The following is a 24,868-nucleotide window of genomic DNA, read 5'->3' as shown; positions in this document are numbered from 1 at the left end:
TGGGTGAACCGATGACATCGGCAAAAGAGGGCCTGACCTGGCTCAACCCGCCGGCGCATCATGTGTTCGGTGACGACACGGTTCATGTACGCACCGGCAAGGAAACCGATTTCTGGCGCGAGACCTTTTACGGCTTCTGGCGCGACAATGGTCATTTCCTCTATCGCCCGGTCGAGGGTGACTTCAGCGCCGAAGTCACCGTCAAGGGCGATTACAAGGTGCTTTACGACCAGGCCGGGCTGATGCTGCGGCTGAGCGAAACGCACTGGGTCAAGGCCGGCATCGAATACACCGACGGGCTGGCCTATTTTTCCGTTGTCGTCACCAACGACACCTCCGACTGGTCGCTGGTCAGCATCCCCAACGATCCGAATGGGGTGCGCATCCGTCTGACCCGCCACGCCGAGGCGATCCGCATCCAGTATCTGGATGCGACCGACGGCCACTGGAAACCGGTGCGGCTTGCCTATTTCCCGATCTCAAAAAGCGTCGATGTCGGCATGATGTGCTGTTCGCCGCAGCGCGAGGGGTTTGAGGTCACCTTCTCCGATTTCACGGTCGGTCCACCGATTTCCCGGCAATTGCACGACTGACGGCGATTTCGATCGAATCGATCAGCGAAGTGGTTCGGCGTTGAACACCTTCTGGACGATTTGCCAGCGGCCGTTGAGGAAGAAGCACGACAGCAGGTCAGTCACCTCACGCGGAGGGATTCGAAGGCTGATCTTGAGCAGCGCCATGTCGCGCACCAGGTTGATCGAGAGAATCTGGTCTTTGCGCTCGGCACCGGCTTCTCGCGGGGGCTTCAGCATCCGAACGGTATCCAGCCAGGCGGCGACGGGGGTCACGACGACGGTGTCGTTTTCGCCTCTCCGCGTAACAAAAGCCGCCTCGTGGAAGATGGAAGCAAACTTGTCGGCATCCATGTCATGGGCGGCATCGAAGTAGGTTTGAGCCAGAGCGGCCAACTTATCTATTCCCGGCAATTGGATGTCTGACGTGGTCATGATGGTTCCCTTCAGGTCTGGCGATGCGCTTGCTATAAGGGTTTCCCAAGCCGCGTTTAACCGGCGCGGCCTTACCAGCCTTATTAGCTGAGCTACTCAATCATGGGTGATTATGGACCCTGTCCTTCCGTCTGCTGGCGATTTCAATCAGCTCCGCGCCTTTGTGGCCGTGGCGGGCTCGCTCAATTTCAGTCGCGCTGCGGAGAAGCTCGGTGTGTCGTCTTCGGCCCTGAGCCAGATGGTCCGCGGGCTCGAGGAGCGCGTCGGCGTCAGCCTGTTCAATCGGACCACGCGAAGCGTCTCCCTGACCGAGGCAGGCGCCAAACTTTTCGCGCGCGTGAAGCCCGCCGTCGATCAACTCGGCGAGGCGTTGGGTGAAACAAGCGAAAGCCGAGCCCACCCCGCCGGGACAGTGCGGATGCACTGCTTTCACACGGCCGCCAGCCTCTATTTGACGCCCATATTGCGGGCATTCAGCGATGCCTATCCGCAGGTGGTGCTGGACGTCACGCTCGACGACACCGTGGTGGACATCGTCGCTGAGGGCTATGACGTTGCCATTCGGCTCGGAGAGGTCATCGACAAGGATCTGATCGCGGTGAAGCTCGGTCCCGAACTGCGACAAACCGCCGTCGCCTCACCCGACTATCTCGCGCGACGCGGAACACCTGCGCACCCGCGCGACCTGCTCGCCCATAGCTGCATCGGCTGGCGATGGCCTGGCCAGACGACCCCGTACAAATGGGAGTTCATGGCGGACGGCAAGTGGTTCGAGGTCGCCGTGGAAGGGCCTGTCATCTCGAGCCGGAAGGACTTTGGCGTGCAGGCGGCGGTCGACGGGCTCGGCATCGCCTTCGCGAGCGAGCAGCTGATCGATGCGCATATCGCCGAAGGGCGCCTCGTCCCGCTGCTCGAGGCCTGGTCGGCGCCCTTTCCCGGCTATTATCTGTGCTATCCAGCGCAGCGGCAGATGGCGCCTGCGCTCCGCGCGCTCATCGACACTATCCGTCGGGGGACGCGGGGTCAGTCAGAGGCAACCAGTCCCTAACCGTCCGCCCGGTGCTGGAAGAACTGCAAGAACAGCTCCCGTTCCGTCGTGATGTCGAGCTTGTCGTAGATGCGGCGACGATGGTTCTTCACCGTGCCGACGGTGATGCCGAGCCGCTCGGCGATGTTGGCGGTTGGATGTCCCGCCAGGATCAGCTGCACGAGTTCACGTTCGCGCAGCGAAAGCTCCGGCCACAGGCTCGTCGGGATGGTCGGCTTCTGCTGCGGCGAGGCGCCGGGGCCGGTCGGCGCCGAGGTGCGGGAGAACTCAGTTCCACGCGCCTTGATGTCGAGCGCATGCAGGGCTTCGAACACCGGCAGCCGCTCATCCAACAGTGCGATCTCGCTGTCCTTGAACGATGTGGTCGAGCGGTCGAGGAAAATGCCAAGGCACCAGTCGCCGCCATCGGCAAGCATAATCCCGACCTCGTCGCTGATCTCCGACTGCGCCAGGAAACCGGCTATGTACTGCCCGCGCTTGGCCTCGTCATCGGCAAGCCGCTTCAGCGGCATGATTCCGAGCCTCCGCTCACGCCGCCACGAGGCATAGAAGGGGTCGAAGACATAGTAATTGTCGAGATAGCGCCGGACCATTTCGTCCGAGAAGCGCCGGTGCTTGATGAACTCCGGCGTTTGCGTCGCCGAATAACGCGTCACGGTGACCAAGTCGTGCTCGATGTCCGCGCCGATCAGGTCGATCAGGCAGTCGACATGCCTGTCCGTACCGGTGGCGGCGATCGCTTTTGCCAGCGGCCCCCAGATAGTGCTCATGCGCATGCCCTGTTCTCGGCGATGTCAGCCGCGCGGTCATTGTGTCTTTAGGCATATGGCGCGATCCGGCACCGAACCTCTAGCTTGCGGTCATTCTCGAAGAGGGAAGGCGACCCGTGGACCAGATCACTACCAACCCCATCGTCATCGGCATCGACGCCGGCGGCACCATGACCGACACCATCCTTGTCGATCAGGACGGCCACTTCAAGATCGGCAAATCCGCGACCACGCCTAATAACGAGGCCGAGGGCTTCCTGGCCTCGGCCGAAGACGCGGCCGATGCCTGGGGCATCTCGCTGGAGGCGCTCTTTTCAGGCGTCAACGTCGTGCTCTATTCCGGCACCGGAATGCTCAACACGCTGCTGTCGCGCACCGGCCGCAAGCTTGGCCTGATCACCACCAAGGGCCTGGAGGACATGATCCTGATGGGCCGCGGCCTGCAGGCCTGGGCGGATTATTCCTATGCCGACCGCCTGCATGCGGTCACCCACCACCACCCCGATCCGCTGGTGCCGCGCCGCCGCACCCATGGCGTGACCGAGCGCATCGACCAGTTCGGCGACATCGTGCTGCCGCTCTACGAGCATGAAGTCACTGCCGCCGCGAAAAAATTGATCGCCGACAAGGTCGAGGCGATCTGCATCATGACCATCTTCTCGCACGTCAATCCCGTGCACGAAAAGCGCATCGCCGAGATCTGCCGCGAGGAAGTGCAGAAGGCCGGCGCCGACATCCTCGTCTACACCAGCCACGAAGTCCGTCCGGTCATTCGCGAACAGTCGCGGCTGAACTCGGTTCTGATCGAGGCCTACGCCACGTCGCGTGGCCGCAAGCAGCTCAAGGGCATCGAGGACGTCTCGAAGAAATACGGCTTCAAATACGGCGTGCAGACGCTGCTGTCCTTCGGCGGCCTGACCTCGATCAACCATCCGCGCCTGCACGAAACCATGATCTCCGGCCCGATCGGCGGCATTCTGGGCGCCGCCTATGTCGGCAAGCTAATCGGCAACGACTCGCTGATCTGCTCGGATATGGGCGGCACCTCATTCGACATGGGCGTCATTTCGCGCGGCCAGACCCGGATCGAGAACGAACCGCTGATGGACCGTTTCAAGCTCAACGTGCCGACGCTGCATCTCGACACGATCGGCGCCGGCGCCGGCATGATCCTCAAGGTCGACCCGCTGACCAAGAAGGTCTCGCTCGGGCCGGAAAGCGCCGGCTCCGATCCCGGCCCGATCTGCTTCGCCAAGGGTGGCACCGAACCCACCATCGCCGATTGCGATGCTATCCTCGGCCGCCTCAACCCGTATTATTTCTTGGGCGGCAAGGTCGTGCTGCAGGTCGAGAAGGCGCGCAAGGCCTTCGAGGAAAAGTGCTCCAGCATCCTTGGCGTCGGCGTCGACGAGGCGGCCGAAGGCATGATCGACATGCTGGAAGCCGACGCCAACAACGCACTGCGCCGCGTCATTTCCGGCCAGGGCATCCATCCTTCCGAATTCACCCTGCTGTCCTATGGCGGCTCTGGCCCGCTGCACTTGGCCGGCTGTTCCAGGGGCATCGGCTTCAAGGACATCATCACCTTCCAGTTCGCCGCCGCCTTCTCGGCCTTCGGCTGCACCACCGCCGATTTCATGCGCCGCCACTCGGTGTCGACGCAGCACGACATCGGCGCGCGGGCAAGCGATGACGAACTGCTCGCCTTCGGCAAGAAGGTCACCAATGTCTGGAACGATCTGACCAAGGCGGCGGTCGATGAAATGATCGAGGACGGCCACGCACGCGACAAGATCAAGACCGTGCCGTTCCTCATGATGCGCTACACCGGCCAGCTCGAGGATGTCGAAGTCATGGCACCCTTGGCCGCGGTCAATTCGGCCGACGACATGCGCAAGGTCATCGACGAGTTCGAGGCGGTCTATGCCAAGGTCAACCATCGCGTGTCGCGCTATGGCGAAGCCGGCTTCACCATCACCGAGCTCGGGCTGATCGCCACCGCCGACAAGGTCAAGCCGGTACTGCTCAAGCGCCCGCTCGGCAAGTCGGATCCAGCATCCGCCCACAAGGGCGTGCGTGAAGCCTATATTGGCGGCCGCTGGCACAAGGCCAATCTCTACGAGATGGACCTGCTGCTGCCCGGCCACGAGGTCATCGGCCCGGCCATCATCGAACACCCGGCGACAACGCTCGTCGTTCACCCGCAAGACCGTGTCCATGTCGATGAATGGACGCTGCTGCACTACACCCACGCTTGAGAAGGGCGAACGCCATGCTGGACAAACCCGCCTCCGCCCTGCGCCTCCGCGAACGGCTGATCGAATCCGAACGGCTGATGGAAGAGACCGGCTGCTATGACGGCATCACGGAACTCCATCTGCGCAACCAGGATCCGCTGAAATTCGAGACTCTGCACACCAAGCTGCGCGCCTATTGCGTCTCGGCACGCGAAATGGCCCGCCGCATCTCGGCCTCGCCCGGCGTACGCGAGGTCGGCGAGATGGTGGTGGCCATCTATACGCCCGAGGGCGACGCCATCGCGCTGTCCAACGGCATCATGGTGCATGTCCATACGATGAGCCGTTTCATCAAATGGATGATCAAGAACAATTACGAGGAAAACCCGCAGATCCGCGAAGGCGACATCTTCGCCAACAACGACGCCTTCATCGGCACCGTGCAGGTGCCTGATGTCATGGACGTGGTGCCGATCTTCCATGAAGGCACGCTGGTCGGCTGGGCCGGTGCGGTTTGCCACGAGTTGGAGGCTGGCGGCATCACGCCTGGCGGCGACGTCTGTCTCGCACAGGAACGCTTCACTGAAGGCCTGTTCGTCTGCGCCGAGAAAATCGGCGAGAATGACGAAATTCGCCGCGACTATGTCATCCGCTGCGAGCGCAATCTCAGGATGCCGATCTATTGGGTGCTCGACGAGAAGGCCAAGGTCGCCTCCTGCATCGACATGCGCGAAAGCGTCAAGCAGCTGATCTCGGAGATCGGCCTCGACTACTGGATGAAGGTGTCGAAGGAGTTCATCGAGGAAGGCCGCCGCGCCCAACTCGCCCGCACCCGGCAGCTCACCGTTCCCGGCATCTATCGCGGCCACACTTTCTATGGCCACGTCACCGCCGGCAAGCCCGGCTTCCAGCTGCTCGGCGATCCTGACTGGCTCTACAACATCCCGATCGAGATGGAGATCACCACCGACGGCAAGATCACCATGGACTTCGAGGGCACCCAGCCCTGGGGCTACCATTCGATGAACTGCACGCCGGCCGGCATGGATGGCGGCATGTTCGTCACTTTGACCCAGCACATGAATTTCGAAGGCCTGGTCAATGATGGCGCCTGGATGGCGACCGAGCTGAAACTGCCGCATGGCACCTGGACCAACCCCGACAACGAGATGGTGGCGACCGCCACCTCATGGGCGCTGCTGCTGCCGGCCTATGGTGTGTTCCAGCGGCTGTTGTCGCGCGGCTTCGTCGCCCGCGGTTTCGTCGAGGAAGCTTTCGTCGGCCAGGTCAACAGCCCGATGATCGAGATGGGCGGCGAAAGCCAGTACGGCACGCCATTCGGCATGGCGCATTTCGAATGCGCCGCCGCCGGCTCCGGCGCGCTGGCCATCGCCGATGGCCTTGACACCGCCTATGTCGGCTGGAATCCGGAATCCGACATGGGCAACATCGAGGTCTGGGAACAGTCCATGCCGATGGTCTATATCGGCCGCTCGATCGTCCCCAATTCGGGCGGCGCCGGCAAATATCGCGGCGGCTGTTCCTTCGTCTCGACCTGGCTGATCAACAAGACCTCGCATCTGCGGCTCCACACCTCCGAGCACTCCTCGCGCGTGTTCGACAATGGCGGCATGTGCGGCGGCTATCCGGCGCCGACCTGCCAGAAGCATCGCGCCGTGCGCAATTCCAACATCCATGAACTGGCGGCCAAAGGCGAACCGCTGGCGCATGCGCCCGGCATCGACCCGCATGTCTCCGACTATGAGAAGAACATCGGCGGCGACCATGTTTTGGTCGAGGGCCCCTACATCACCTTGCCGCACAAGTCCGGTGACATCTTCAGCCATTCCTACAATGGCGGTGGCGGTTACGGCGACGCGCTGGAGCGCGATCCGATCAAGAGTGCATGGGATGTCGAGAACGGCTACCTCACCCGCGAAGCGGCGACCCAGGTTTTCGGCATCGTGCTGAAGGACGACGCCGACGGCTATCCCCTTGCCGATATCGATGCCACCGTCGAACGCCGCGCCGCCATGCGCAAGCAGCGTCTGGCCAAGGCAATACCGGTTTCGGACTGGATCGACGCCGAGCGAAGCCGCGTCGAGAAGGCCGACTTCGCGCCGGAAGTGAAGAAAATGTATGCCAGCGCGATCAAGCTTTCGTCGCGCTTCACCAAAGATTTCAGTGAGTTTTGGACCGTCGACGCCAAATCGATCTTCATGCCGGGAGCAAAGCCATGACCTCGTACAGCAAGGAAGTCCTCGGCGATCTGGCCGCCGGCAAGCTGCCCTGGCCGCAGACAAGGCGCATCATGAGCGCTTACAAGGATGATGACCGCTTCTTCAAGATGGTCGCCGTCTATCAGGACCGTGTCGCCTGGAAGGACCCGATCCTGCTGCCGGTCTCGGATCACCTCTTCATCTGCCAGAGCGGCGATGAGCGGATCACCCGCTGCGAATGCGGCCACTCCTTCGGCGACTACCGCAAGAACTGGAAGCTCAAGGCCGCGATCATCGTGCGCAACACCGAGGAGGCGCTGCGCGAAATCTACCCCAACAGCGATATCCCCGATCCGCAGTGGATGGAAATCCGCGAATTCATCTGCCCGGAATGCGGCACCATGCACGAGGTCGAGGCGGCGGCGCCCGGCTATCCCATTGTTCACGATTTCGAGCCGGATCTAGAAGGCTTCTATCGCGAATGGCTGGGCAAACCGCTCTAGTGATGTCGTGGCCGGCGCCCCAGGCAAGGTAGCGCTTGTTGCCGGGCTGGGTCTAAGACTATCGCATCAGATTTCGGCGTCGGAGATCCATTGCCTATGACAGACCTTTCCGGCCACAGCGCGATCGTCACCGGCGGGTTTTCGGGCATGGGCTTCGCCATTGCCACGGCACTGGCTGAGGCCGGCGCCAATGTCGCCGTCGGCTCCTACATCGCGCCCGCCGGCGCGGACAGATCCGATGCCGCCTACTATCCGGGCGCCGATGAGATCGAGCGTGTGCGCTCAGCCCTGTCGGCTCATGGCACCAAGGTTCACGCTGCTCATCTCGATGTCCGCGACAGCGAGGTGACCAACCGGTTTGCGGCCGACGCCGAATCCGCCATCGGTCCCGCCGACATACTGGTGAATGCTGCCGGCACCACTGCCGAGCAGCCGGTCTGCGGCCATTCCGACGCGCTGTGGGACAAGATTGTCGACACCAACCTGACCGGCGCCTTCCGCGCCACCCGCGCGGTCCTGCCCGGCATGATCGAGCGCGGCTGGGGCCGCATCGTCAACATCGGCTCGACGGCGGCCACCATCGGCTGGAAGGACAATCCGGCCTATTGCGCCTCCAAGGCCGGCCTTCTCGGCCTCACCCGCTGCGTGGCGCTGGAAGGGGCGGCACATGGCGTCACCTGCGTCATGATCAGCCCGACCTGGGTCGAGACCGAACTGATGCGCCGCAACGTGGCACAGGTCGTCGAGCGCGAGGGCAAGGGCCGAACCGCCGAGGAAGCGATGGCAGAGATCGCCAAAGGCAATCCGCAGCAGCGCATGCTGCAGCCGCAGGAGATCGCGGCCCTGGCCGTCTTCCTGTGCTCGGACCTCGCCCAGGGCATCACCATGGAAAATATCCAGGTCACCGGCGGAGCGTTGTGGTAGCGGCCTGATCTTGCGCGAAGCCGCATTCGCGCCATCTGGCTGTTGCATGATCGTTCTGGCCGGCGCACTTGCCCCGTGACAACTTTTCCATTGAGTGACAGGCGATACAGGTTATATTGCACTGCACAATGGATGCCCGTAGATCGGGCTCCGGCAAAGGTAGCGGTCGCGTGCGGCCGCCGGCGGGCGTCGCGATCGAGGCCCGACGCGGAAAGGCCGGTTCATGGGCGCTTATGCGTGGCTGAAAGGCGGCGTGCCCAATTGAAAGGCGGCATGAATGAGAAATCCGGTACGGATATGAAGATTCCGAAATCCATTCTGATCGATCCGGAAGGCAACAAGGCCTATGCCGCCTTCGCCGTTGCCGTGTCGGTCTTTGCCTTCGCCTATTCCACCAATTTCGGCAAGATACTGATCCTTGCCTATTATCTGGTGTGGCTGCCGCTGCTGTTCGTCGACTACCGGCGCTTCACGCGCGATCTCTCCAGCACCTGGCTGCCGCTTGTCTTCGTGGCCTATATCTGCCTCTCGGTCTTCTGGTCGCAAGCGGCCGGCACCAGTGCGCGGGCAGGGCTGCAATATTTCTCGCACATCCTGTGCGCCTACGTCGCCGCGCGCACCATAAGCGTGCGCACGCTGGTGCTGGGCTCGCTGATCGGCATCTTCGTCGTGCTGCTTTATTCGCTGAAAGTCGGCGGCTATGCGCTCGACACCATCGACGGCACCACCAATTTCGTCGGCGCCTTCGGCTCCAAGAACCAGGTCGGCTTCTTCGCCTCGCTGGGCATCTTCTTTTGCCTTGCCTTTCTCGTCTTTTACCGGCGCAACTGGATGAGTTTCGTCTGGACCACGCCGATCATGCTGTTGTCGGTCTACATGCTGGCGATTGCCCATTCGGCGACCTCGGTCGCTTCGCTGCCGGCGGTGATCGGCATCGTTGCCTTGCTCACCATGAGCAAAATCCTGTCGCGCGCCTATCGGCGCGTCATGTTTGTCGTAGGCGCCGTCGCGCTTGTCACGGGTGTGGTGGCCGCGCTCAACCTCGGCCTGCTCGACTTCGTGCTCGGCATCTTCGGCAAGGATTCGACGCTGACCGGCCGCACCTATCTCTGGGAACAGGGCTGGCTGGCGGCGCAGCAGCATCCAGTGCTCGGCTATGGCTACGCCGCCTACTGGATACAGGGTTTTGCCGATCCGGAACGGCTCTGGGCGGAGTTCTACATCTCGACCCGCACCGGCTTCCATTTCCACAACACCTATATCGAGACGTTGGTGGAGCTTGGCTTCATCGGCATGATCATACTGGCGCTGATCATCCTGCGCTCCTTCTGGGGCCATGTCTCGAAAGTGGTGTTCGGCGATTGGAGTGCCGATTCGGTGGTACTTGCCGGGGCGGTCGGCTTGATGCTGATCCGCTCCTTCTTCGAGGTCGAAATCCTCGGCCCCTATTTCACGGCCTCGTTCATCGTCTATTACGGCCTGTTCAAGCTGCGCCCGGTGCCGGTTGTCCGGGCAAGGCGGGCCTACGTTCCCGTGCAGGATGAGAAGGCCGCCGGCGGCCGCATGCCGGCACGCGTATAAGAGCAATTCCAGGAAAAGTGTGTGCGGTTTTCCGTCCGGAATTGCGTGAAAACAAAGAGATAAGAGCGGTTCGCCGTTTCCGTGAAACGATGAACCGCTCTGACAGATCAGGCGACGGCCCGCTTGCGCTGCATCAACCGCTGCAGGAAGCGGCGCAACGGTTCGTCATAGATGCGCGTGGCGATGTCGGCGATGACGATGACCGCAATCGCCATGACGATGCCGAACCAGGGATGATGCGCGAACGGATCGATCGAGGCGGCCTTGCCTGCGCCGGCGATGATCATCAGCATCGGCGTGTGGATGATGTAGATCGGGTAGGAAATCCGCCCGAGCCAGCCATAGAGGCCTGACAGGCGGGGTGCCGTCGGCGCTATGGCACCGATCACCACCAGGGCCGGGAAGATGAAGATGATGCAGGCGAGATCGTAGGCGATGCGCGCCCCGCCGGCCGGCGCGATGGCGAAGACGACAAGCGTCAGCGCGATCGCCGCCTCGACCCACCAGCCGCGCCGCAGCAAGCCGAGGCCGCCTTGATAGCGCGCCATGGATCGGCAAAGCAGCACGCCGAGAAAGAATGAGAAAAAGACGCGCGGCATCCCGCTGATGATGGTCTTGCCAGTCATGCCGAAGTCGAGCGTGCCGGCAACGATCGAGGCGACCAGCAGCAGCGCCAGGCTGACGGCGATGAGGACTGTCAGCACGCGCTTCGACAGCAGGAAAAAAACAGCGACATAGGCGATGTTGACGATCAGTTCGAAGAACAGCGACCACGACGCGGGATTGAGCGGAAAGATCGTGTGATAGGCATCGCTGACCAGCGGGATGAAGAACATGCCGGTCGTCAGCATAGTGCCGATCTCCGAGAGGGGCATGTATTCCGTTGGGATCAGCCGATTCTTGACCAGCAAATAGAAGAAGCCGAGCAACGTGCCGGCGAGGTAAAGCGGGTAGAGGCGGATCAGGCGGATCGCGACGAACGTGCCGAAGCCCATGCCGTTTTCGATCTTGCGGTCATAAGCATGCGCGATGACGAAACCGCTGAGCAGGAAGAACAGATCGACCGCGAGATAGCTCGACGGCAGCACCTTGCCGGCGGCCAGGAACGGCGAGAAATGGTAGAGCATCACGCTGATCGCCGCCACGCCGCGGATGGCGTCGAGATTGAGGTAGACATGGCGCGGGGCGGCGGGCTGCATTGTATGCCTTCAAGCGGTCCAGATAGAATTGCTCGCCCGCGCCTGGGCGCGAACGAGCCGAAATTGTTCCTCCCGCCTCCGCCGTGCCGGTCTCACGGAACGAGCCCTGCGCGAAACTACTGGCTGGCCGTCGGCGCCAGCTTCACCTTGATGACGTCGCCCGGCAGCACCGGCGTGTCTTCCTTGGCCTCGATCTCGCTCGTCTTGCCATCGGCAACGCGCACCAGCGAATAGAGAAACGTCGGCTCCTCACCGCTTGTGATGGCGGCGGTCGTGGCGGGATCCGATGCCTGGGCTATCAGGCCTTTCTGCATGCCCGCCCTGAGCCCCGCCTCGTTCAGGTCGGCTTCGACCTGCTGGCGGCTGGAGGCAAGGTTCGAATTCAAGGTGTTCTGGGCATCAATGGCATCCTGCGACGCCTTGCTGATCGACTGCTTGGCGGTCAGGATGGCCGTCTCGTAGTCGAGAATCTGGCCTTGCAGATTGGCGACGGACTGCTCCGAGCTCAGTACGCGCGTGTTGACGACCAGCCCCTTCTGCACCAGCGGGCTGATACTTTCGAGCTGTTGCTTGGCCAGTTCGACCTGCCGCTGCTGGTTGGCGATCTTCTTCTGAAGCGCTTCGATTTCGCCCTGCAGGACACCCTTCAACTCGTCGAGCGACTGCAGCTTCAGCTTCAGCGCCTTCTGATCGGCCGTCAGGATCTGCATCTCGTCGGCGACGATGGCCGGCAAGCGCGGATCGCCCTCGACCTCCTTCGGCGCCTCGAAACTAGCCTTGCCGGCGAGATCGGCATCGATGCGGGCACGCTTGACGATCAGCCGCACGCGCTGGTCGTCATAGATATCGAAATTGCCCTTGGCGGTGACCAGGTCCTTGCCGATCTGCGGGCCATAGTCGGCGTTGCGCCGGATCCCACCGGCGATGCTGACCGCCTTGAGCACGGTCAGATCGGGCACATAGGGAAACTGGCCGGGCGACTGGATCTCGCCCGAGATGTAGAACGGCCGGAACTGCACCATTTCCACCGAGGCTTCCGGCTTGTCCGACAGGGCAAGCTTGCGCTGCAAGGCGACGCTGATGGCGGCCGCAACCTCCGACGTGGTCTTGCCGGCGGCCGGCAATTCACCGACGAACGGCACCGACAAATTGCCGGCCGGGCCGACCGAATATTCGCCGTTCACCGCCGACCAGTCACGGAACGTGCCTTCGACGGTCTGCCATTCGGCGACGCGGATGTGGAGCTTGTCCTGCGAGCCGAGCCGGTACTCGTCGGCCATGGCCGGAACCGTGAGCGACAGAGCGAGGCACGTGGCGACGAGCCGTGCTGGCCGCATCGGGCCGGCAAGGCGAAAATACGCTGATATGTCTGTTTTCAACTGAGCGTTTCCGATCCGTTTTGGCCCCATCCGCCCGATAGGCCTGCTGCCGAGTGCCGGTTGAGCATCGCGGCTGCAATGCAAGGCCGGCCCATCGCCGAATGGCTTTGGACCGGATTGGCTTCGGGCCGGAACCGGCCCGATTGCTGACCAGTTGCGGTCGGTCAGTAGGAACCGCGCGACATCCACACCGCAGGCACGGTCTTGAGGATGATGCGAACGTCTTCGAACAGCGACCAGTTCTCGACATAGTGACGGTCGAACGCGACGCGGCTGTCATAGGAGACATCGTTGCGTCCGCTGACCTGCCAGAGCCCGGTCAGGCCCGGCCGCGACTTCAAATAGTAGACCGCGGCGCTGCCATAGATCTCAAGCTCGTCGCGCACCACGGGACGAGGCCCGACAAGGCTCATGTCGCCCTGCAGGATGTTGATGATCTGCGGCAGCTCATCGAGGCTGAGCTTGCGCAGAACGGCGCCGACGCGGGTTACGCGCGGATCGTTCTTCAGCTTGCGGGTCGCGATCCATTCGGCATTGGCTTCCGGGTTGGCCGCGAGATAAGCGGTCAGCACGCGTTCGCCGTCTTCGACCATGGTGCGGAACTTGAGGCAGGGGAAAATCCGCCCGCCGCGTCCGATTCGCTTGTGTCCGTAGAAGATCGAGCCACCGTCGGAAAGCTTGACCAGAAGGGCCACCATCAGGAACAGCGGGCTGAGCGCCACCAGGCCGACAAGTGAACCGAAAATATCGAAACTGCGCTTTAGCAGCCCGCCGATCGGTGGCGGAAAATCTACGCCGACCTGCGAAAATGCCGCATTGGCCGACTTGGCAACGTCCCTCATGCAAAAGCTCCATACGTTGAACGGATGGTTTATGTCACGATACCAAAAAAATGCTGCAGCGCAACACACAATTTCCTATACGAGTGAAATAGTCACGTCATGAATTGACTAAATAATAAACGCGCCCTGCCCAAATTTTGCCCTTTATGGCAAGTTTGTGACGAATAATTAGCAACGTGAGGAAATGTATCGCCTTTTTTCGACCAATTTTGGGCGAATCGTCCTTCATCGCAGAGGGAACGGCTTTAACTCGGTTTCGAATCACTCGTTTTGCCAAATTAATCAAATAAAATACTAATCAACATTATAGATTCTACTCAAGTAGAAATCGTTTGACGAGTAGGCCACCACCCCTGCGTGTGCGCCGCAGCATGGCAGAGTCTAACGGGTTGGCAGACCGAAAATTATCGCCGGTTGCCCTTGCCGTCAGTTTCGCGCCTTAATAGAGTCGCAAATTATTTCTGTTAGAGTCTGGATGGGTTGGGAAGGCCGGAAGCAACCGGCCGAAAAAGAGCAGCTGAATAAGCTCGCATGGCGAATGGGGAGATACTCGGGTGGGTAAGTCATCGCTTTTGCATGCTCGGGCCGGTTGACGGGCCGCCGACCATGTCATTACCAAAATTCGTCATCGGAATGGTTTTCGCCCTCGCGATCGTGGTCGCGTGGTCGTACTTCGACGGCGCGTCGCTCTCCACAACGGTGCTTCGCGTCATTGGCTGTGCTGTCCTCATCCAGATCGGGTATTTCCTGCTGGTCTATGTGATGATCGCCAAGAGCGCGCCGACATCGGCTGACAGGGCTCGCGACGCCGAACGAAGCCTCGGCGCTGAAAAGGCGGCTGAAGGCGAAAAGCTCTCGGCCAGGCGCAGCGTGCATTGAACATAGCCGAGGGCGGCGCATACGCCGGCCTCGGATCATCTTTCAGCGAACGCTCTAGCCTGCTTCGGCCGGCTCGGGTTTTGATTGCTCGCCTGAAAGCATCCTCGACAGGCGGCTGCCGGCCTTCGCCTTCAACCTCTGATATTGCCCGACTTCGACGATCCGGCCGGTTTCGATCGCAACCACCCAGTCGGCGAAGGCGATCATCGACGGCCTGTGCGCGATGGTCAGGATCGTCATCGATCCGCGCAAGCCGTCGATCGATTTGGCGATCAGAGACTGGTTCTGCCAGTCGAGCGCGCTGGTCGCCTCGTCGAGAATGAGCAGCAAGGGCTTGCGCAGCAACGCGCGCGCCAGTGCAATGCGCTGGCGTTCGCCGCCCGAGAGCCGCACGCCACGGTCGCCGACCACCGTGTCGAGCCGCAGTTCCAGCTTTTCGACAAAGTCAGAGCCATGCGCGGCGCGAAGTGCAGTCCACAGCTCTTCGTCACTGGCTTGCGGCGCGGCGAGCCGTAGATTGGCGGCGATCGTGTCGTGGAGCAGGAACACATCCTGCGGCACATAGGCCACCTGATCGCGCCAGTGCCGCCGGTTGGCAGCACTGATCTCGACGCCGTCGGCCAGGATCTTGCCTTCGCTGGGTTCCAGCAGGCCGAGCAGCATGTCGGCAAGCGTGCTCTTGCCCGAGCCTGACGGGCCGATCAGTGCCGTTACCTTGCCGGCGGGAAGACCGAAGGTGATGTCGCTTACCACCGGCTTGCCGCCGGCCTCATAGGCAAAGGAAACATTGCGGATGTTGAGCCCGATATCCAGCGACAGCTTGGCATCGGATTCGAGGTTCGCAGGCTCGCGCTCGGCGTCGAAACGCGCCTGCATGTCACGCATCGAGGCATAGGCGGGCAGATTGATCAGCACTTGCTGCGCTTGCATCTGCATATCCATGAAGCGCGGCGCAATGCGCATGAACACCAGCAGCAGCACGACGATCTCGGCCAGCGAGAGGTTGAAGCGAACCAGGGCGACGTAGATGAACAGGCTAAGCCCGACGACGCTGGCGACCTGGAACAAAGCGGTGCCGATGGTGCTGTTGCGCACATAGTTGATGTTGTCGGCCTTCATCTTCTCCAGTGTCGCGCGAAGCTGCGCGTAATAGGTCTCCTCGACATTCAGGCTCTTGGCCACCTTGATGCCGCCGAGGAACTCCGAGACCGTGCGGTACTGCTCCTGACGATTGGTGGTCAAAACCCGGCCGAAAGCGCTGGCTCGCGCGCGAAACGGCTGCAGAGCCAGGAACGTAACGATGCCGACGACGATGGCGAAGGCCGTCATGACAGGCGAAATGAACAGCGAAACCACGAGATAGCCTGCCAGAAGCACAGCGATCTGCACCAGCATCAACAGCGAGAAGGCGGCTGACTGCACGCGGTCGATGTCGCCGGTCAGCGCATGGTCGAGGTCGGAACTGCGCATGCGCGCAAAAATGCCCCACCGCGCTTTGCCGATGCTCTCGAACAGGTTCATGCGCAGGCGGTTGATGAAGTCGAGCAGCAGCCGCGCCATGTAGACGGATTTGTAGCGATTGAACGCTGCTTGCAGCGCGACAAGCCCGACCAGCAGGCAAAGCACTGTCGTCAATTGCAGCGTCCCGTCCGGCGCCAGCCAGCGCACGAAGTCGTTGTTCGGCAGCCTGACGGCGAAATTCTGCTCGGGCCGCCCGACCAGATGCAGCAGCGGTACCAGAAGCAGGATCGAGATGCCTTCGGTCAGGCTTCCCAGGATCAGGAACAGCAATGCCGTCAGGGTCCTGCGCCCGCCAATCCGGGCCATGGCGGCGCCGAACCCGGCGACATCAAGGTAAAACGACGGTTGCAAGATCTTCGATGCCGACATGTTGCTCACCGCGGCCCGTTGTTGGCGGCCAGATCGTTTTCGATCAGGGCGACGGCTTCGTCTAGGCGGTCGAGCCCGGTCGGTACCTCAAGGCGGCAGACGCCGATCTGGCTGGCCAAGGCGGCGCATTGGCGAAGATGCGTCGCGGCAAAATCGCCGACCAGGGCCGGGCGGCCGAACCGCGTCACATAGGAGAATTTGATGATAGCCGGCAGGGCGCTCATGTTCGGCAGCGGCGCAATCGCTGCCTTTTTGCCGCGCTCGAGGATGTAGATCCGCGTTGCCGGCACCATCTCGCTTGAAAATCCGCCACGCAGGCGATGCTGCATCTTGTCGATCGCCGCATGCACCTGCGGGCGTATCTCTGCTTGCCGGATGGGAAATGCTGCGGCGGCATCGGCGGCGAGCTTCAACTGCGGAAAGCCCGGAACGATCATCGGCTGTTCGGTGAGATCGAGCGCCACGACATCGTCGGTCAGCAAGCGATGGCCGGCGCGGATCATTGCGCTTGCCGTCGTCGATTTCCCGGCGCCCTTGTCGCCCATGAAAACAGCGCTCTTGCCGCCGACGGCAATGGCGCTGGCATGCAGGATGAGCAGGCCGCGCTGGTGCAGGAGCAGCGCCATGACCGGGCCGAGCAGCGGAAACGCCAGCAGCGCATCGTCGACATCAGGCGCCGGCTCGACCTCGATGCGGCAGGCATCGGTGATCAGGAAGGCGCCGACGGTCTGCCATGCCAGATATTGCTGCCGCGGCTCGAAGCGAAAAGCGGTTCCGGTCTGGGGTGAAGGTTTTGGCAAGTCGATTGGGCCGACCGTGATCAGGACGTCGACAGGAGCTGGCGCGCTCGGCTCCAACTCTGGCAACTCGATCTGCGAAGCGATCGTCAGGCCATAAGCCTTGTAGAAATGTCGCGCGCGACCTTTGGGATGACCGGCATCGCGGTTCGGACCGGCGGCGAATGGCATGTTGGCCGGCATCATGCGTGGCTCTCGCGCAATTGCACCTGCCTTAGCCACAGCGACAGCGCGATCGAGCGCCAGACATACTGGACATCGGGTAATGTGGCGGCCTCGGGTTGGCTGGAAATGCGGCCATAGGCAGCGGTCACTTCGGGCAAGTTGACGTAAGGGGCAATCAGCGCCGCATCCGCTACCAGCACCTTGTCGAGGAGATCGCGGTGATTGCCGAGCATGCCTTTGACCAAATTGGAGGTGAAATCGATCTTGTCGCGCCGCCACTGCACCGCCGGCGGCAGAATTCCTTCCATGGCGCGCCGCAGCACCGAACGGCCAAAGCCCTGGTTCAGCTTTTCAGCACCCGGCAGCGCCAGGCAGAACTCGACCAGCGGCTTGTCCCAGAAGGGGTAGCGCGGCTCGACGCCGAAATTGGCGGCGGCCTTGTCGAGTACCTCGAAAGCGTGCGGCACCATCCCGTTCGACAGCAGCCAGCGATGGGTCAAGGTCTCGCTGGCGCTGACCGCGGGCGGCATATAGCCGGCCCGGCGGAACCGCTCGACAAGGTCGGTGCGCATCGCCAGATCCGGATTGATCAGGCCGCGCCAGCTCGTCGCCGGCCGGCCAGTGGGACGGCGTCGCAATTTGCTCAGCGCGCGGTTCGCGAACCGCCTGATTTTTGCGATGCGCCAGGCCGGCCCGTAAAGGGTGAGGAAATGATAGTAGAGGCCGAGCATGCCGTCGCCATAAGTGTTGGAGGCGCTGCGCAATTCCCGCCACAGCTCCATCCATTTGCCGGCATCGGCAAGTTCGTGCAGATGGCCGTGGCCCTGCGAAACCACCTCGTCGCCCCCATGGCCGTCCAGCAGCACCTTCATGCCCTTGGCGCCGGCGGTTCTGTAGATGTCGCGGGTCAGCGACAGGCCAGGCGCCAGGAACGTTTCTCCCTGCTCTTCCAGGATGCGCTCGAACTCGGCGAAGGGCGCATAGTTGCCGACGGAAATCAGTGTGCCGTCGACCTTCTGCTGCGCCAGCACCGCCTCGATGAAAGGCCGCTCGTCCATCGGCGAACCCTTTTCGAACACCAGCGAAAAGGTCGGCAGCCTCGGCTTTCGCTGCGCGGCATTCTGCATGCCGGCCACGCAGGCGATCGAGGAGGAATCGAGCCCTCCGCTCAGCATCGCGCCGACGGCCGGCGTGCCGCGCATGCGGTTGCGGACCGATTGCAAAAACAGATGGCGGAATTCCTCGGCCGCGTCCGCGCACATCGGCCTTGGTGATGGCTCGATCTGCCAGTAGCGGCGCACCACTACCTGATTGCCGGTCACGGTCAGGCTGTGGCGCGCCGGCAGGCGGAAAATGTCGGCGTAGGCTGTTGACTGCGGATCGTCGGGCAGCCCAGCGAGAAATCCGGAAATCTGGTGTTCGCTGATGCGCATGTCGACGCCGCCGACATCGAGGATCGGCCCGATCTCCGAGGCAAAGACGAAGCGCCGGTCGCTCGAATGGTAGTAGAAGGGTTTGACGCCGAAATGGTCGCGCACGCAAAACAGCTGCTGGCGCTCGCCATCCCAGATGGCGAAGGCGAAGTCGCCTTGCAGATGTTCGGGGCAGGCTTCGCCCCAGTGCAGATAGGCGCGCATCAACAGCACGGCGTCGGCAACCGAACTGTCCCTGATGCCGAGCCTGGCCAGCAATTCGTCGCGATTGTCCAACCGGCAGTCGGCCGTGATCGCGAGCTTGCCGCCGGCCATCGTCAGCGGGCCGGGGCCGGCTTCATCGGTGGTGTTGAGCCATGCGTGGCCAAGAACGACGCTTGCGTCCATCCACCACGAACTGCCGTCAGGCGCGCGATGCTGCATGCGGGCAAGCATGCGCTGGATGTCAGCCGCAGCGGCCGGCTTGCCTTCCTGCCTGAGCAGAATTCCGGCGACGCCGCTCATCGGTCACTGACCGTGATCGACGAGATGGGTAAACCTGCCAAGCGAGCCGCCAAGCACGATGTGGTCGCCGCTCACCAGCCAGGCATGCGCCTTCAATTCAGTGCCGGTATCGCGCTCGATGCCGATGCGGATCTTCGAAGCGTTACCCTGGCGGGCAAGCAAATACTGGCCGGAAAGCGCCTGGGTGAGGCAGCTTGCGCCCGGCACCAGCCGCGCCGCGGCCGCAACGCCCCAGGCGACGCGCCTGAGATCGCCGATCCCGGCCGGCGCGCTCGCATCGAGCCGCGTCACCACGCGGCGCACTCTGTTGTAGGAAAGCAGTGTCAGTCCCAGCCGGACCGCGACGACCACCGCGAGGCAGTGGGCGAGAAAGAGCATCTCCGGCCCGCTCAGCGAGAGAACCCTGGAGCAATTCCAGGGAAAGTGTGCGCGGTTTTCCCGTCTGGAATTGCGTGAAAACAAAGAGATAGAGCGGTTCGCCGTTTCTGTGAAACGGTGAAACGCTCTAGACCAGTTCCTCATCATGGAGCCTCGCAAGCCCGGCGTCCGCCAGGCCTTTCAACAATCCGTTGACATCGGCCTTGCAGCGTTCGGGCTCGACATTGTAGCGCTCGAGCACGGCGCTGCGGATTTCCACGATCGGCTTCGGCTCCTGGATCAGTTCCCAGATATAGGCCCCGACGCTGTTCAGGCTGTAATAGATGTTGGACCGCATATCGAGCAGCGCCAGGCCGTTGCCGAATTCGCAGGCAACCGCATCCTTGCTCGCGCTGACCCGATCATGCTCCGAGGGGTTCCAGTCCATCCTAAACCTCGCTCACACGCCACTGCTCACCACACCAACGCTTCGGCAATTCCAGACAGGCGCAAGAGCCGGGGCCTGAGCCCCGACTCTCCTTAGTGCGCTCTGTTTCAGAGTCCGGACTTTGTCACCCCAACGAGAAGAGAGTCTCAGGAGAAGGTGAGTTCGCCGACCGGCGTATGTGCCGGAAAAGAGGCGTCGAGTGCCGTGGTGCCGCTGCCGCCTTGCGTGATGGTCTCGATCGAGCCGTGGACCGTCAGGCTTGGGGTTTCGTACTCATGCTTTTCAACATTCTGTTCCATTTTACTCTCCAATTCTGGACTGGAAGCGGCCTGTCGATTGCCGGCAGCGATCTATTGCTGCACCGCAATAGCTGCATAGCAGCATTTATGAGTCAAGTCTGATTTACCCGCCGTTAATCAATTCTCGGTTGCGACCGCCTTCAATGGTGATCCAAACGCTTGCATCTGCACTCTAGCCGCGCATCCCAAGTGAATTCAACAATATATCCGTGGCGATTAATTAAGCAGCTGATTTAATTGCACTAAATTTTCCACTTGGAGTGGCCGCCTGTTAGGCTCGAGTGAAGCCGCACGGAAATTGCTGCAGGCGTGCCGTCGGCCGATCCGATTTCGGCGACGCCTGTGCTGCGTTGCACAATTTTTCCGCTAAACGCTGTGGTTGTGATAAAACTGGCCTCGAAGGAAAAACTGGACGCGGCAGCTGAATTTGGCGATGCTTTGCTTCGCACGTGCAATATAACGTGCCTCACAAAATAACGCGCCTCAAAAAATTTTTGCGGAGATGCTGCAGCATATGGCCTTGCAGGAAGGGACCTTCGAGAGGTTGCGCGCCGCCGGCTGCGCCGACGAAGTGGCCTATGTGCAGGCGTGCCTGCGGCTGTTCTTCAACCCGCAGGCGAGCGCCAGCACTGCGCCTGCACCGGCCATCTCCGTTGCCGATGTCTGCGACATCGCGCGGCTGAACAAGGTCGCGACCTTTGTGCTGAAGGCGCTGTCGCGCCCACCCGTGGGCGAGACCCCGCCTGGGCTGCTCGAGTGGCTCGACACCTACCGCCGGCGCACGATCGCGATGAACTCGTCCGGCATCATGGATTCGATGGCCATCGACCAGGCGCTGCGCGACAGCAAGATCGATTTCGTCTTCCTGAAGGGACCGTTCCAGCAGCAGCTGCTTTATGGCGACCATTTCATGAAGCCGTCCGGCGATGTCGACATATTGGTGTCGCCAGCCGGCTTCTTCAAAGCCCGCGATGCGCTGCGCTCGATCGGCTACGAGGTCGCCGGCAAGTCCCGCTCCGTCTGGTGGGTGCGGTTTTTGGGCGAACAGCATATGGTTCGCAGCCAGGGTCCGAACTTGTCCACCGTCGATCTCCACTACCGGCTGCAGCAGCCGGGATCGCCAAGCCCACGCGACACGGACGGCTTTCTGCGCCGCAAGCGCGCGCTTGCGATCGCCGGCTCCAGCGTACCGTTCATCTCGGCTTGCGACACCCTGCTCTTGTCCTGCATCAGTGTCGCCAAGGCGCTGTTCAACCGCGAGCCATGCGCGGGCTATGTCTGCGACATCAGGGCCGCGGCCGGCCGCCTGAGCGAGCCCGAGCAGCAGAATGTGCTCGACTATGCCGCCCGGCAGGGGCTGGCCGACACGCTGCTCCTGGGCTTGCGCGCCGCCGACGTGCTGCTTGGCGGCGCCGGCACGCTGCTGTCGGATCGGGCGACGCGGATCTTGTCACGCATCGGCAATGAAGACCTGTTCCACATGGTCATCGCGCCGTGGCTGTCGTCGCTGAAGTGGCCGCAACGGCGCACCGTTTTGTGGGAACTGTGCGGCCGCGAACCGGTCCGCTACCTGAGCGAGGCCGGTTGGGCCGCGTCCGCCGATCTCAGCCGGCGGATTTTCGAACGCCCGGATGGCCGGTGATGATGGCTATCGCAGAACGGCAGCAGGTAGAGACGGTTCCGTCCCGGTTGGGTGGCGACGGATCATGGGAGGATGGGTTGGGCTCCCCGTCAGTGGACAGGAGGCAAGCCAAGGGCGGGGAAGTCAGCAACCATCTGTGCAATCGAAAGGCATCCCCATGACAGTACCCCAGGTGTGCGTGATCATCGCGGCACGCAACGCAGCCCGGACCATTCCCGCGGCCATTGCGTCTGCGCTGCGCGAGCCGGAGGTGGCGGAAGTCGTCGTCGTCGACGATGCCTCCACCGATGACACCGCGAAAATCGCCGGCGAGGCCGATGATGGCAGCGGCAGGCTTTCGATCATCCGCCTCGACGTCAACCATGGCCCGTCCTTTGCCCGCAATGCCGCCATTGCCGGCTCCAAATCGCCCTTCATCAGCATTCTCGATGCCGACGACTTCTTCCTCGAGGGCCGGTTCCGCCAGCTGTTTGCCAGCATCGACTGGGATTTTGCCGCCGACAACATCATGCTGATCCGCGACGATACGGCGACCGATGTTTCCAAGATCGTCGCCCCGGCCTTTTCGGCGGATCCGGAGTTCCTCGACTTCGAGCGTTTCATCGAAGGCAACATCTCCAGCCGGCGCGTCCAGCGCGGTGAACTCGGCTTTCTCAAGCCGGTGATATCAAGGGCTTTCCTCGACAGGCACGGCCTGCGCTACGATGAAAACCTGCGTCTGGGCGAAGACTATGAACTCTATGCACGCGCCTTTGCCCTCGGCGCGCGGTTCAAGGTCATCCGGTCCTGCGGCTACGGCGCGATCGTGCGCGCCGATTCGCTGAGCGGCCGGCACAAGACGCAGGATCTGAAGCGCCTGGCTGATGCCGACCTGGCGCTTCTCAAGATCGACAGCCTGCCGGAAGGCTCCAAGGCCGTGCTGCGCAAGCACGAGCGGCATGTGCGCGACAAATACCGGCTGCGCAATTTCCTCGATGTGAAGGCCGAGCGCGGCATGGCGTCGGCCGCCGCCTATGCGCTGGCCAGCCAGTCGAACCTCATTCCCATCGTTTGCGGTGTGGCCTCGGACAAGCTGGATGCGTTGTTTCGTCACGTTGGTTTGTCACCGAGACAGCAGCCGGTCCCGCCTTTGCGGTACCTGATGGCGGGGACCAGCCCGCCTCTGGGCAAGTAGGCCTGTCCGGTCTGCTTCAACGGGCACGGATGTTGAAAAAATTGCCTTTGTGAAACTCGGAGGTTGCCTACGCGCTCCGACGATGGCACTGTATGTTGCGGTGCAGCAATCTTGGGAGGCCAACCGAATGGCTTCAATTTTCGGCTTCAGGTCCAGGGACCCGGCCCGGGACAAGCAGACCGATCTGGCGCGCTTCGACCGTCTGGCAAAGCTGCTGGATCAGATCACGGCCGAGATCGCGGCCGAGAAAACCGGGCTGGAGAATCGCTATCGGTCGAAGTCCACCAACGCGGCCTTCCTGGTCGAGTCGATGGAGAACGGTTCAACGTCGGCAAGCAAGCGGTCTGAGGTCGGCGAATTGACGAAATCGATCCTGAACTGCGAGCAGCGCATCGCCGAATTGGCGCGCCAGACCAGCCGGATGAAGGAACTGCGTCATTCACTCGACGCGATTGTCGACGAGAATGCCCTGGGTCGTGATTCTCAGGCCGAATACGTCAAATCCGCAGGCCGGCCCGGCTAAAGCCGGTTCATACGAGGCACAAACGAGAAAGTTCGAGGGGACGGAGGATCGGGATCGGCCCGTTGGGATGTGGGCCAGTCGGTGACTTTGGGTTGGGGCGGAACAGCACAAAGGTGAATTGATATGAACGTCGATCCGAAGACGACCCCCATCGTGGCAGTCGATGCCATGATTTCGGCGCAGCCAAATCGGCCATTGCGTCTTCTGTCCGTTGGTGCGCTTCTGCTGGCGGCAGCCGCAGTTCTGCTCGGCGCCGCGCAGCCCTCCCGTGCCCAGGACGCCTCGCCGGAGATGAAAAGCGCACCATCCTTCGTCGACGATTTCAAGAGTTTCGATCGCTCGCGCTGGTTTGTCTCCGACGGCTGGTCGAACGGCAACCACCAGAACTGTACCTGGTCGAAGAGCCTGGTCAAACTTTCCGACAACATGCTGACGCTCGGCTTCGAAAAGCGCAAACTGAAGGACCGCGAGTTCGCCTGCGCCGAGATCCAGACCAAGCAGCGCTTTGGCTACGGAACCTATGAAGCGCGGATGAAGACGGACACCGGTTCCGGCCTCAACGCCGCTTTCTTCACATATATCGGCCCCGCCGACAAACAGCCCTGGTACGAGATCGACTTCGAGGTCCTGACCAAGGACACGTCGAAGGTGCAGGTCAACAGCTACATCGCCGGCAAACCGAAGAACGAGAAGCTGGCCGAAGTCGAAGGTGGCACCGACAAGGGCTTCAACGACTATGCCTTCATCTGGGAAAAGGACCGGCTGCGCTGGTACGTCAACGGCAAGCTGGTCCAGGAAGTGACCAATCCCGAGCAATTGCCGACCCATTCGCAGAAGATATTCTTCAGCCTTTGGGGCAGCGACACGCTGACCAATTGGATGGGCGCGTTTTCGGATCCCGGCCGCCAGGTGTCGATGCAGGTGCAACGCGTCGCCTTCACCGCGCTCGGCCAGCCGTGCCAGTTTCCGGAATCGCTTGCATGTAGTGTAAGCAGCATAAAGTAGATCTGAACCGGCTCGGCCATATCAGGCCAAAGGGCGTGAACAG

General features: G+C 62.0%; 23 protein-coding genes. 12 read left to right on the top strand and 11 right to left on the bottom strand.

The features are described from left to right. Positions 1-11 precede the first annotated feature (11 nt). Positions 12-593 carry a DUF1349 domain-containing protein gene (locus tag FJV77_RS15285; protein WP_142867621.1) on the top strand — a complete coding sequence of 194 codons (582 nt, stop codon included), beginning with the start codon at positions 12-14 and terminating at the stop codon, positions 591-593. Between the two features lie 21 nt (positions 594-614). Here FJV77_RS15285 and FJV77_RS15280 read toward each other — a convergent pair whose 3' ends face one another. Then, positions 615-1,007, bottom strand: coding sequence for a nuclear transport factor 2 family protein (locus FJV77_RS15280; RefSeq protein WP_142867620.1), 393 nt, complete (start codon positions 1,005-1,007; stop codon positions 615-617). A 112-nt stretch (positions 1,008-1,119) separates the two neighbouring features. Between FJV77_RS15280 and FJV77_RS15275 the strand changes: the two genes are divergently transcribed. Next, a complete protein-coding gene (locus FJV77_RS15275; protein ID WP_142867619.1) occupies positions 1,120-2,055 on the top strand; it encodes a LysR family transcriptional regulator in 936 nt (311 codons plus the stop codon). Here the strand turns inward: FJV77_RS15275 and FJV77_RS15270 are convergent. After that, a complete protein-coding gene (locus FJV77_RS15270) occupies positions 2,052-2,831 on the bottom strand; it encodes a LuxR C-terminal-related transcriptional regulator (protein ID WP_142867618.1) in 780 nt (259 codons plus the stop codon). The two genes, FJV77_RS15275 and FJV77_RS15270, sit on opposite strands and share 4 nt — an antisense overlap. A gap of 110 nt (positions 2,832-2,941) precedes the next feature. On the opposite strand from FJV77_RS15270, the gene FJV77_RS15265 reads away from it, so the two are divergent. The 5 genes from FJV77_RS15265 (at position 2,942) to FJV77_RS15245 (ending at position 10,289) form a co-directional block, all read left to right on the top strand. Further along, the gene (locus FJV77_RS15265) at positions 2,942-5,083 is read left to right on the top strand and encodes a hydantoinase/oxoprolinase family protein (protein WP_142867617.1); all 2,142 of its coding nucleotides are present in this window, start codon (positions 2,942-2,944) and stop codon (positions 5,081-5,083) included. Positions 5,084-5,097: 14 nt separating this feature from the next. After that, on the top strand, positions 5,098-7,302 hold the full coding sequence (locus FJV77_RS15260) for a hydantoinase B/oxoprolinase family protein (protein ID WP_142867616.1): 2,205 nt from the start codon (positions 5,098-5,100) through the stop codon (positions 7,300-7,302). Then, entirely contained in the window at positions 7,299-7,784 is a 486-nt protein-coding gene (locus FJV77_RS15255) for an acetone carboxylase subunit gamma (RefSeq protein WP_142867615.1), read from the top strand. Before FJV77_RS15260 ends, FJV77_RS15255 begins: the two co-directional genes overlap by 4 nt. Positions 7,785-7,880: 96 nt before the next feature. Further along, on the top strand, positions 7,881-8,708 hold the full coding sequence (locus FJV77_RS15250) for an SDR family NAD(P)-dependent oxidoreductase (RefSeq protein WP_142867614.1): 828 nt from the start codon (positions 7,881-7,883) through the stop codon (positions 8,706-8,708). Positions 8,709-9,005: 297 nt separating this feature from the next. Then, positions 9,006-10,289, top strand: coding sequence for an O-antigen ligase (locus FJV77_RS15245; protein WP_142867686.1), 1,284 nt, complete (start codon positions 9,006-9,008; stop codon positions 10,287-10,289). 107 nt (positions 10,290-10,396) lie between these two features. On the opposite strand, the gene FJV77_RS15240 is transcribed toward FJV77_RS15245, so the two are convergent. The 3 genes from FJV77_RS15240 to FJV77_RS15230 all read right to left on the bottom strand — a co-directional run bounded on the left by FJV77_RS15240 (position 10,397) and on the right by FJV77_RS15230 (position 13,709). Next, positions 10,397-11,488 (bottom strand): acyltransferase, encoded by a 1,092-nt coding sequence (locus FJV77_RS15240; RefSeq protein WP_142867613.1) that lies wholly within the window; start codon positions 11,486-11,488, stop codon positions 10,397-10,399. Positions 11,489-11,604: 116 nt separating this feature from the next. Beyond that, the gene (locus FJV77_RS15235) at positions 11,605-12,825 is read right to left on the bottom strand and encodes a polysaccharide biosynthesis/export family protein (protein WP_185970332.1); all 1,221 of its coding nucleotides are present in this window, start codon (positions 12,823-12,825) and stop codon (positions 11,605-11,607) included. A 206-nt stretch (positions 12,826-13,031) separates the two neighbouring features. Then, positions 13,032-13,709, bottom strand: a complete 678-nt coding sequence (locus FJV77_RS15230; RefSeq protein WP_112560555.1) for a sugar transferase — start codon at positions 13,707-13,709, stop codon at positions 13,032-13,034. Positions 13,710-14,315: 606 nt separating this feature from the next. On the opposite strand from FJV77_RS15230, the gene FJV77_RS15225 reads away from it, so the two are divergent. After that, positions 14,316-14,588 (top strand): exopolysaccharide production repressor exox, encoded by a 273-nt coding sequence (locus tag FJV77_RS15225; RefSeq protein WP_142867611.1) that lies wholly within the window; start codon positions 14,316-14,318, stop codon positions 14,586-14,588. 54 nt (positions 14,589-14,642) lie between these two features. Here the strand turns inward: FJV77_RS15225 and FJV77_RS15220 are convergent, their stop codons facing one another. From FJV77_RS15220 to FJV77_RS15195, 6 genes are all read right to left on the bottom strand, one after another. After that, positions 14,643-16,478: an ABC transporter ATP-binding protein gene (locus FJV77_RS15220; protein ID WP_142867610.1), complete on the bottom strand. Its 1,836-nt coding sequence runs from the start codon at positions 16,476-16,478 to the stop codon at positions 14,643-14,645. A gap of 5 nt (positions 16,479-16,483) precedes the next feature. After that, entirely contained in the window at positions 16,484-17,461 is a 978-nt protein-coding gene (locus tag FJV77_RS15215) for a serine kinase (RefSeq protein WP_142867609.1), read from the bottom strand. Continuing rightward, positions 17,458-19,377 carry a lasso peptide isopeptide bond-forming cyclase gene (locus FJV77_RS15210; RefSeq protein ID WP_142867608.1) on the bottom strand — a complete coding sequence of 640 codons (1,920 nt, stop codon included), beginning with the start codon at positions 19,375-19,377 and terminating at the stop codon, positions 17,458-17,460. The genes FJV77_RS15215 and FJV77_RS15210 overlap by 4 nt, the downstream gene beginning before the upstream one ends. 3 nt (positions 19,378-19,380) lie before the next feature. Continuing rightward, positions 19,381-19,755 carry a lasso peptide biosynthesis B2 protein gene (locus FJV77_RS15205; protein WP_246691270.1) on the bottom strand — a complete coding sequence of 125 codons (375 nt, stop codon included), beginning with the start codon at positions 19,753-19,755 and terminating at the stop codon, positions 19,381-19,383. A gap of 127 nt (positions 19,756-19,882) precedes the next feature. Further along, positions 19,883-20,182, bottom strand: a complete 300-nt coding sequence (locus FJV77_RS15200) for a PqqD family protein (RefSeq protein ID WP_142867606.1) — start codon at positions 20,180-20,182, stop codon at positions 19,883-19,885. 146 nt (positions 20,183-20,328) lie between these two features. After that, entirely contained in the window at positions 20,329-20,481 is a 153-nt protein-coding gene (locus FJV77_RS15195) for a lasso RiPP family leader peptide-containing protein (RefSeq protein ID WP_023684233.1), read from the bottom strand. Positions 20,482-20,995: 514 nt separating this feature from the next. Between FJV77_RS15195 and FJV77_RS15190 the strand changes: the two genes are divergently transcribed. The 4 genes from FJV77_RS15190 to FJV77_RS15175 all read left to right on the top strand — a co-directional run bounded on the left by FJV77_RS15190 (position 20,996) and on the right by FJV77_RS15175 (position 24,825). Continuing rightward, entirely contained in the window at positions 20,996-22,123 is a 1,128-nt protein-coding gene (locus FJV77_RS15190; protein WP_142867605.1) for a nucleotidyltransferase family protein, read from the top strand. Between the two features lie 157 nt (positions 22,124-22,280). Next, positions 22,281-23,297 carry a glycosyltransferase family 2 protein gene (locus FJV77_RS15185; protein WP_185970326.1) on the top strand — a complete coding sequence of 339 codons (1,017 nt, stop codon included), beginning with the start codon at positions 22,281-22,283 and terminating at the stop codon, positions 23,295-23,297. Between the two features lie 127 nt (positions 23,298-23,424). Further along, positions 23,425-23,820, top strand: a complete 396-nt coding sequence (locus FJV77_RS15180; RefSeq protein WP_142867684.1) for a hypothetical protein — start codon at positions 23,425-23,427, stop codon at positions 23,818-23,820. Between the two features lie 123 nt (positions 23,821-23,943). Beyond that, the gene (locus FJV77_RS15175; protein WP_142867604.1) at positions 23,944-24,825 is read left to right on the top strand and encodes a family 16 glycosylhydrolase; all 882 of its coding nucleotides are present in this window, start codon (positions 23,944-23,946) and stop codon (positions 24,823-24,825) included. Positions 24,826-24,868 lie beyond the last annotated feature (43 nt).

This window comes from Mesorhizobium sp. WSM4306, from assembly GCF_007003975.1.
In the GTDB taxonomy this organism is placed as follows: Bacteria; Pseudomonadota; Alphaproteobacteria; order Rhizobiales; family Rhizobiaceae; genus Mesorhizobium.
The sequence above is the reverse complement of the archived record's forward strand: the minus strand, read 5'-3'. Positions and strand labels throughout refer to the sequence as shown.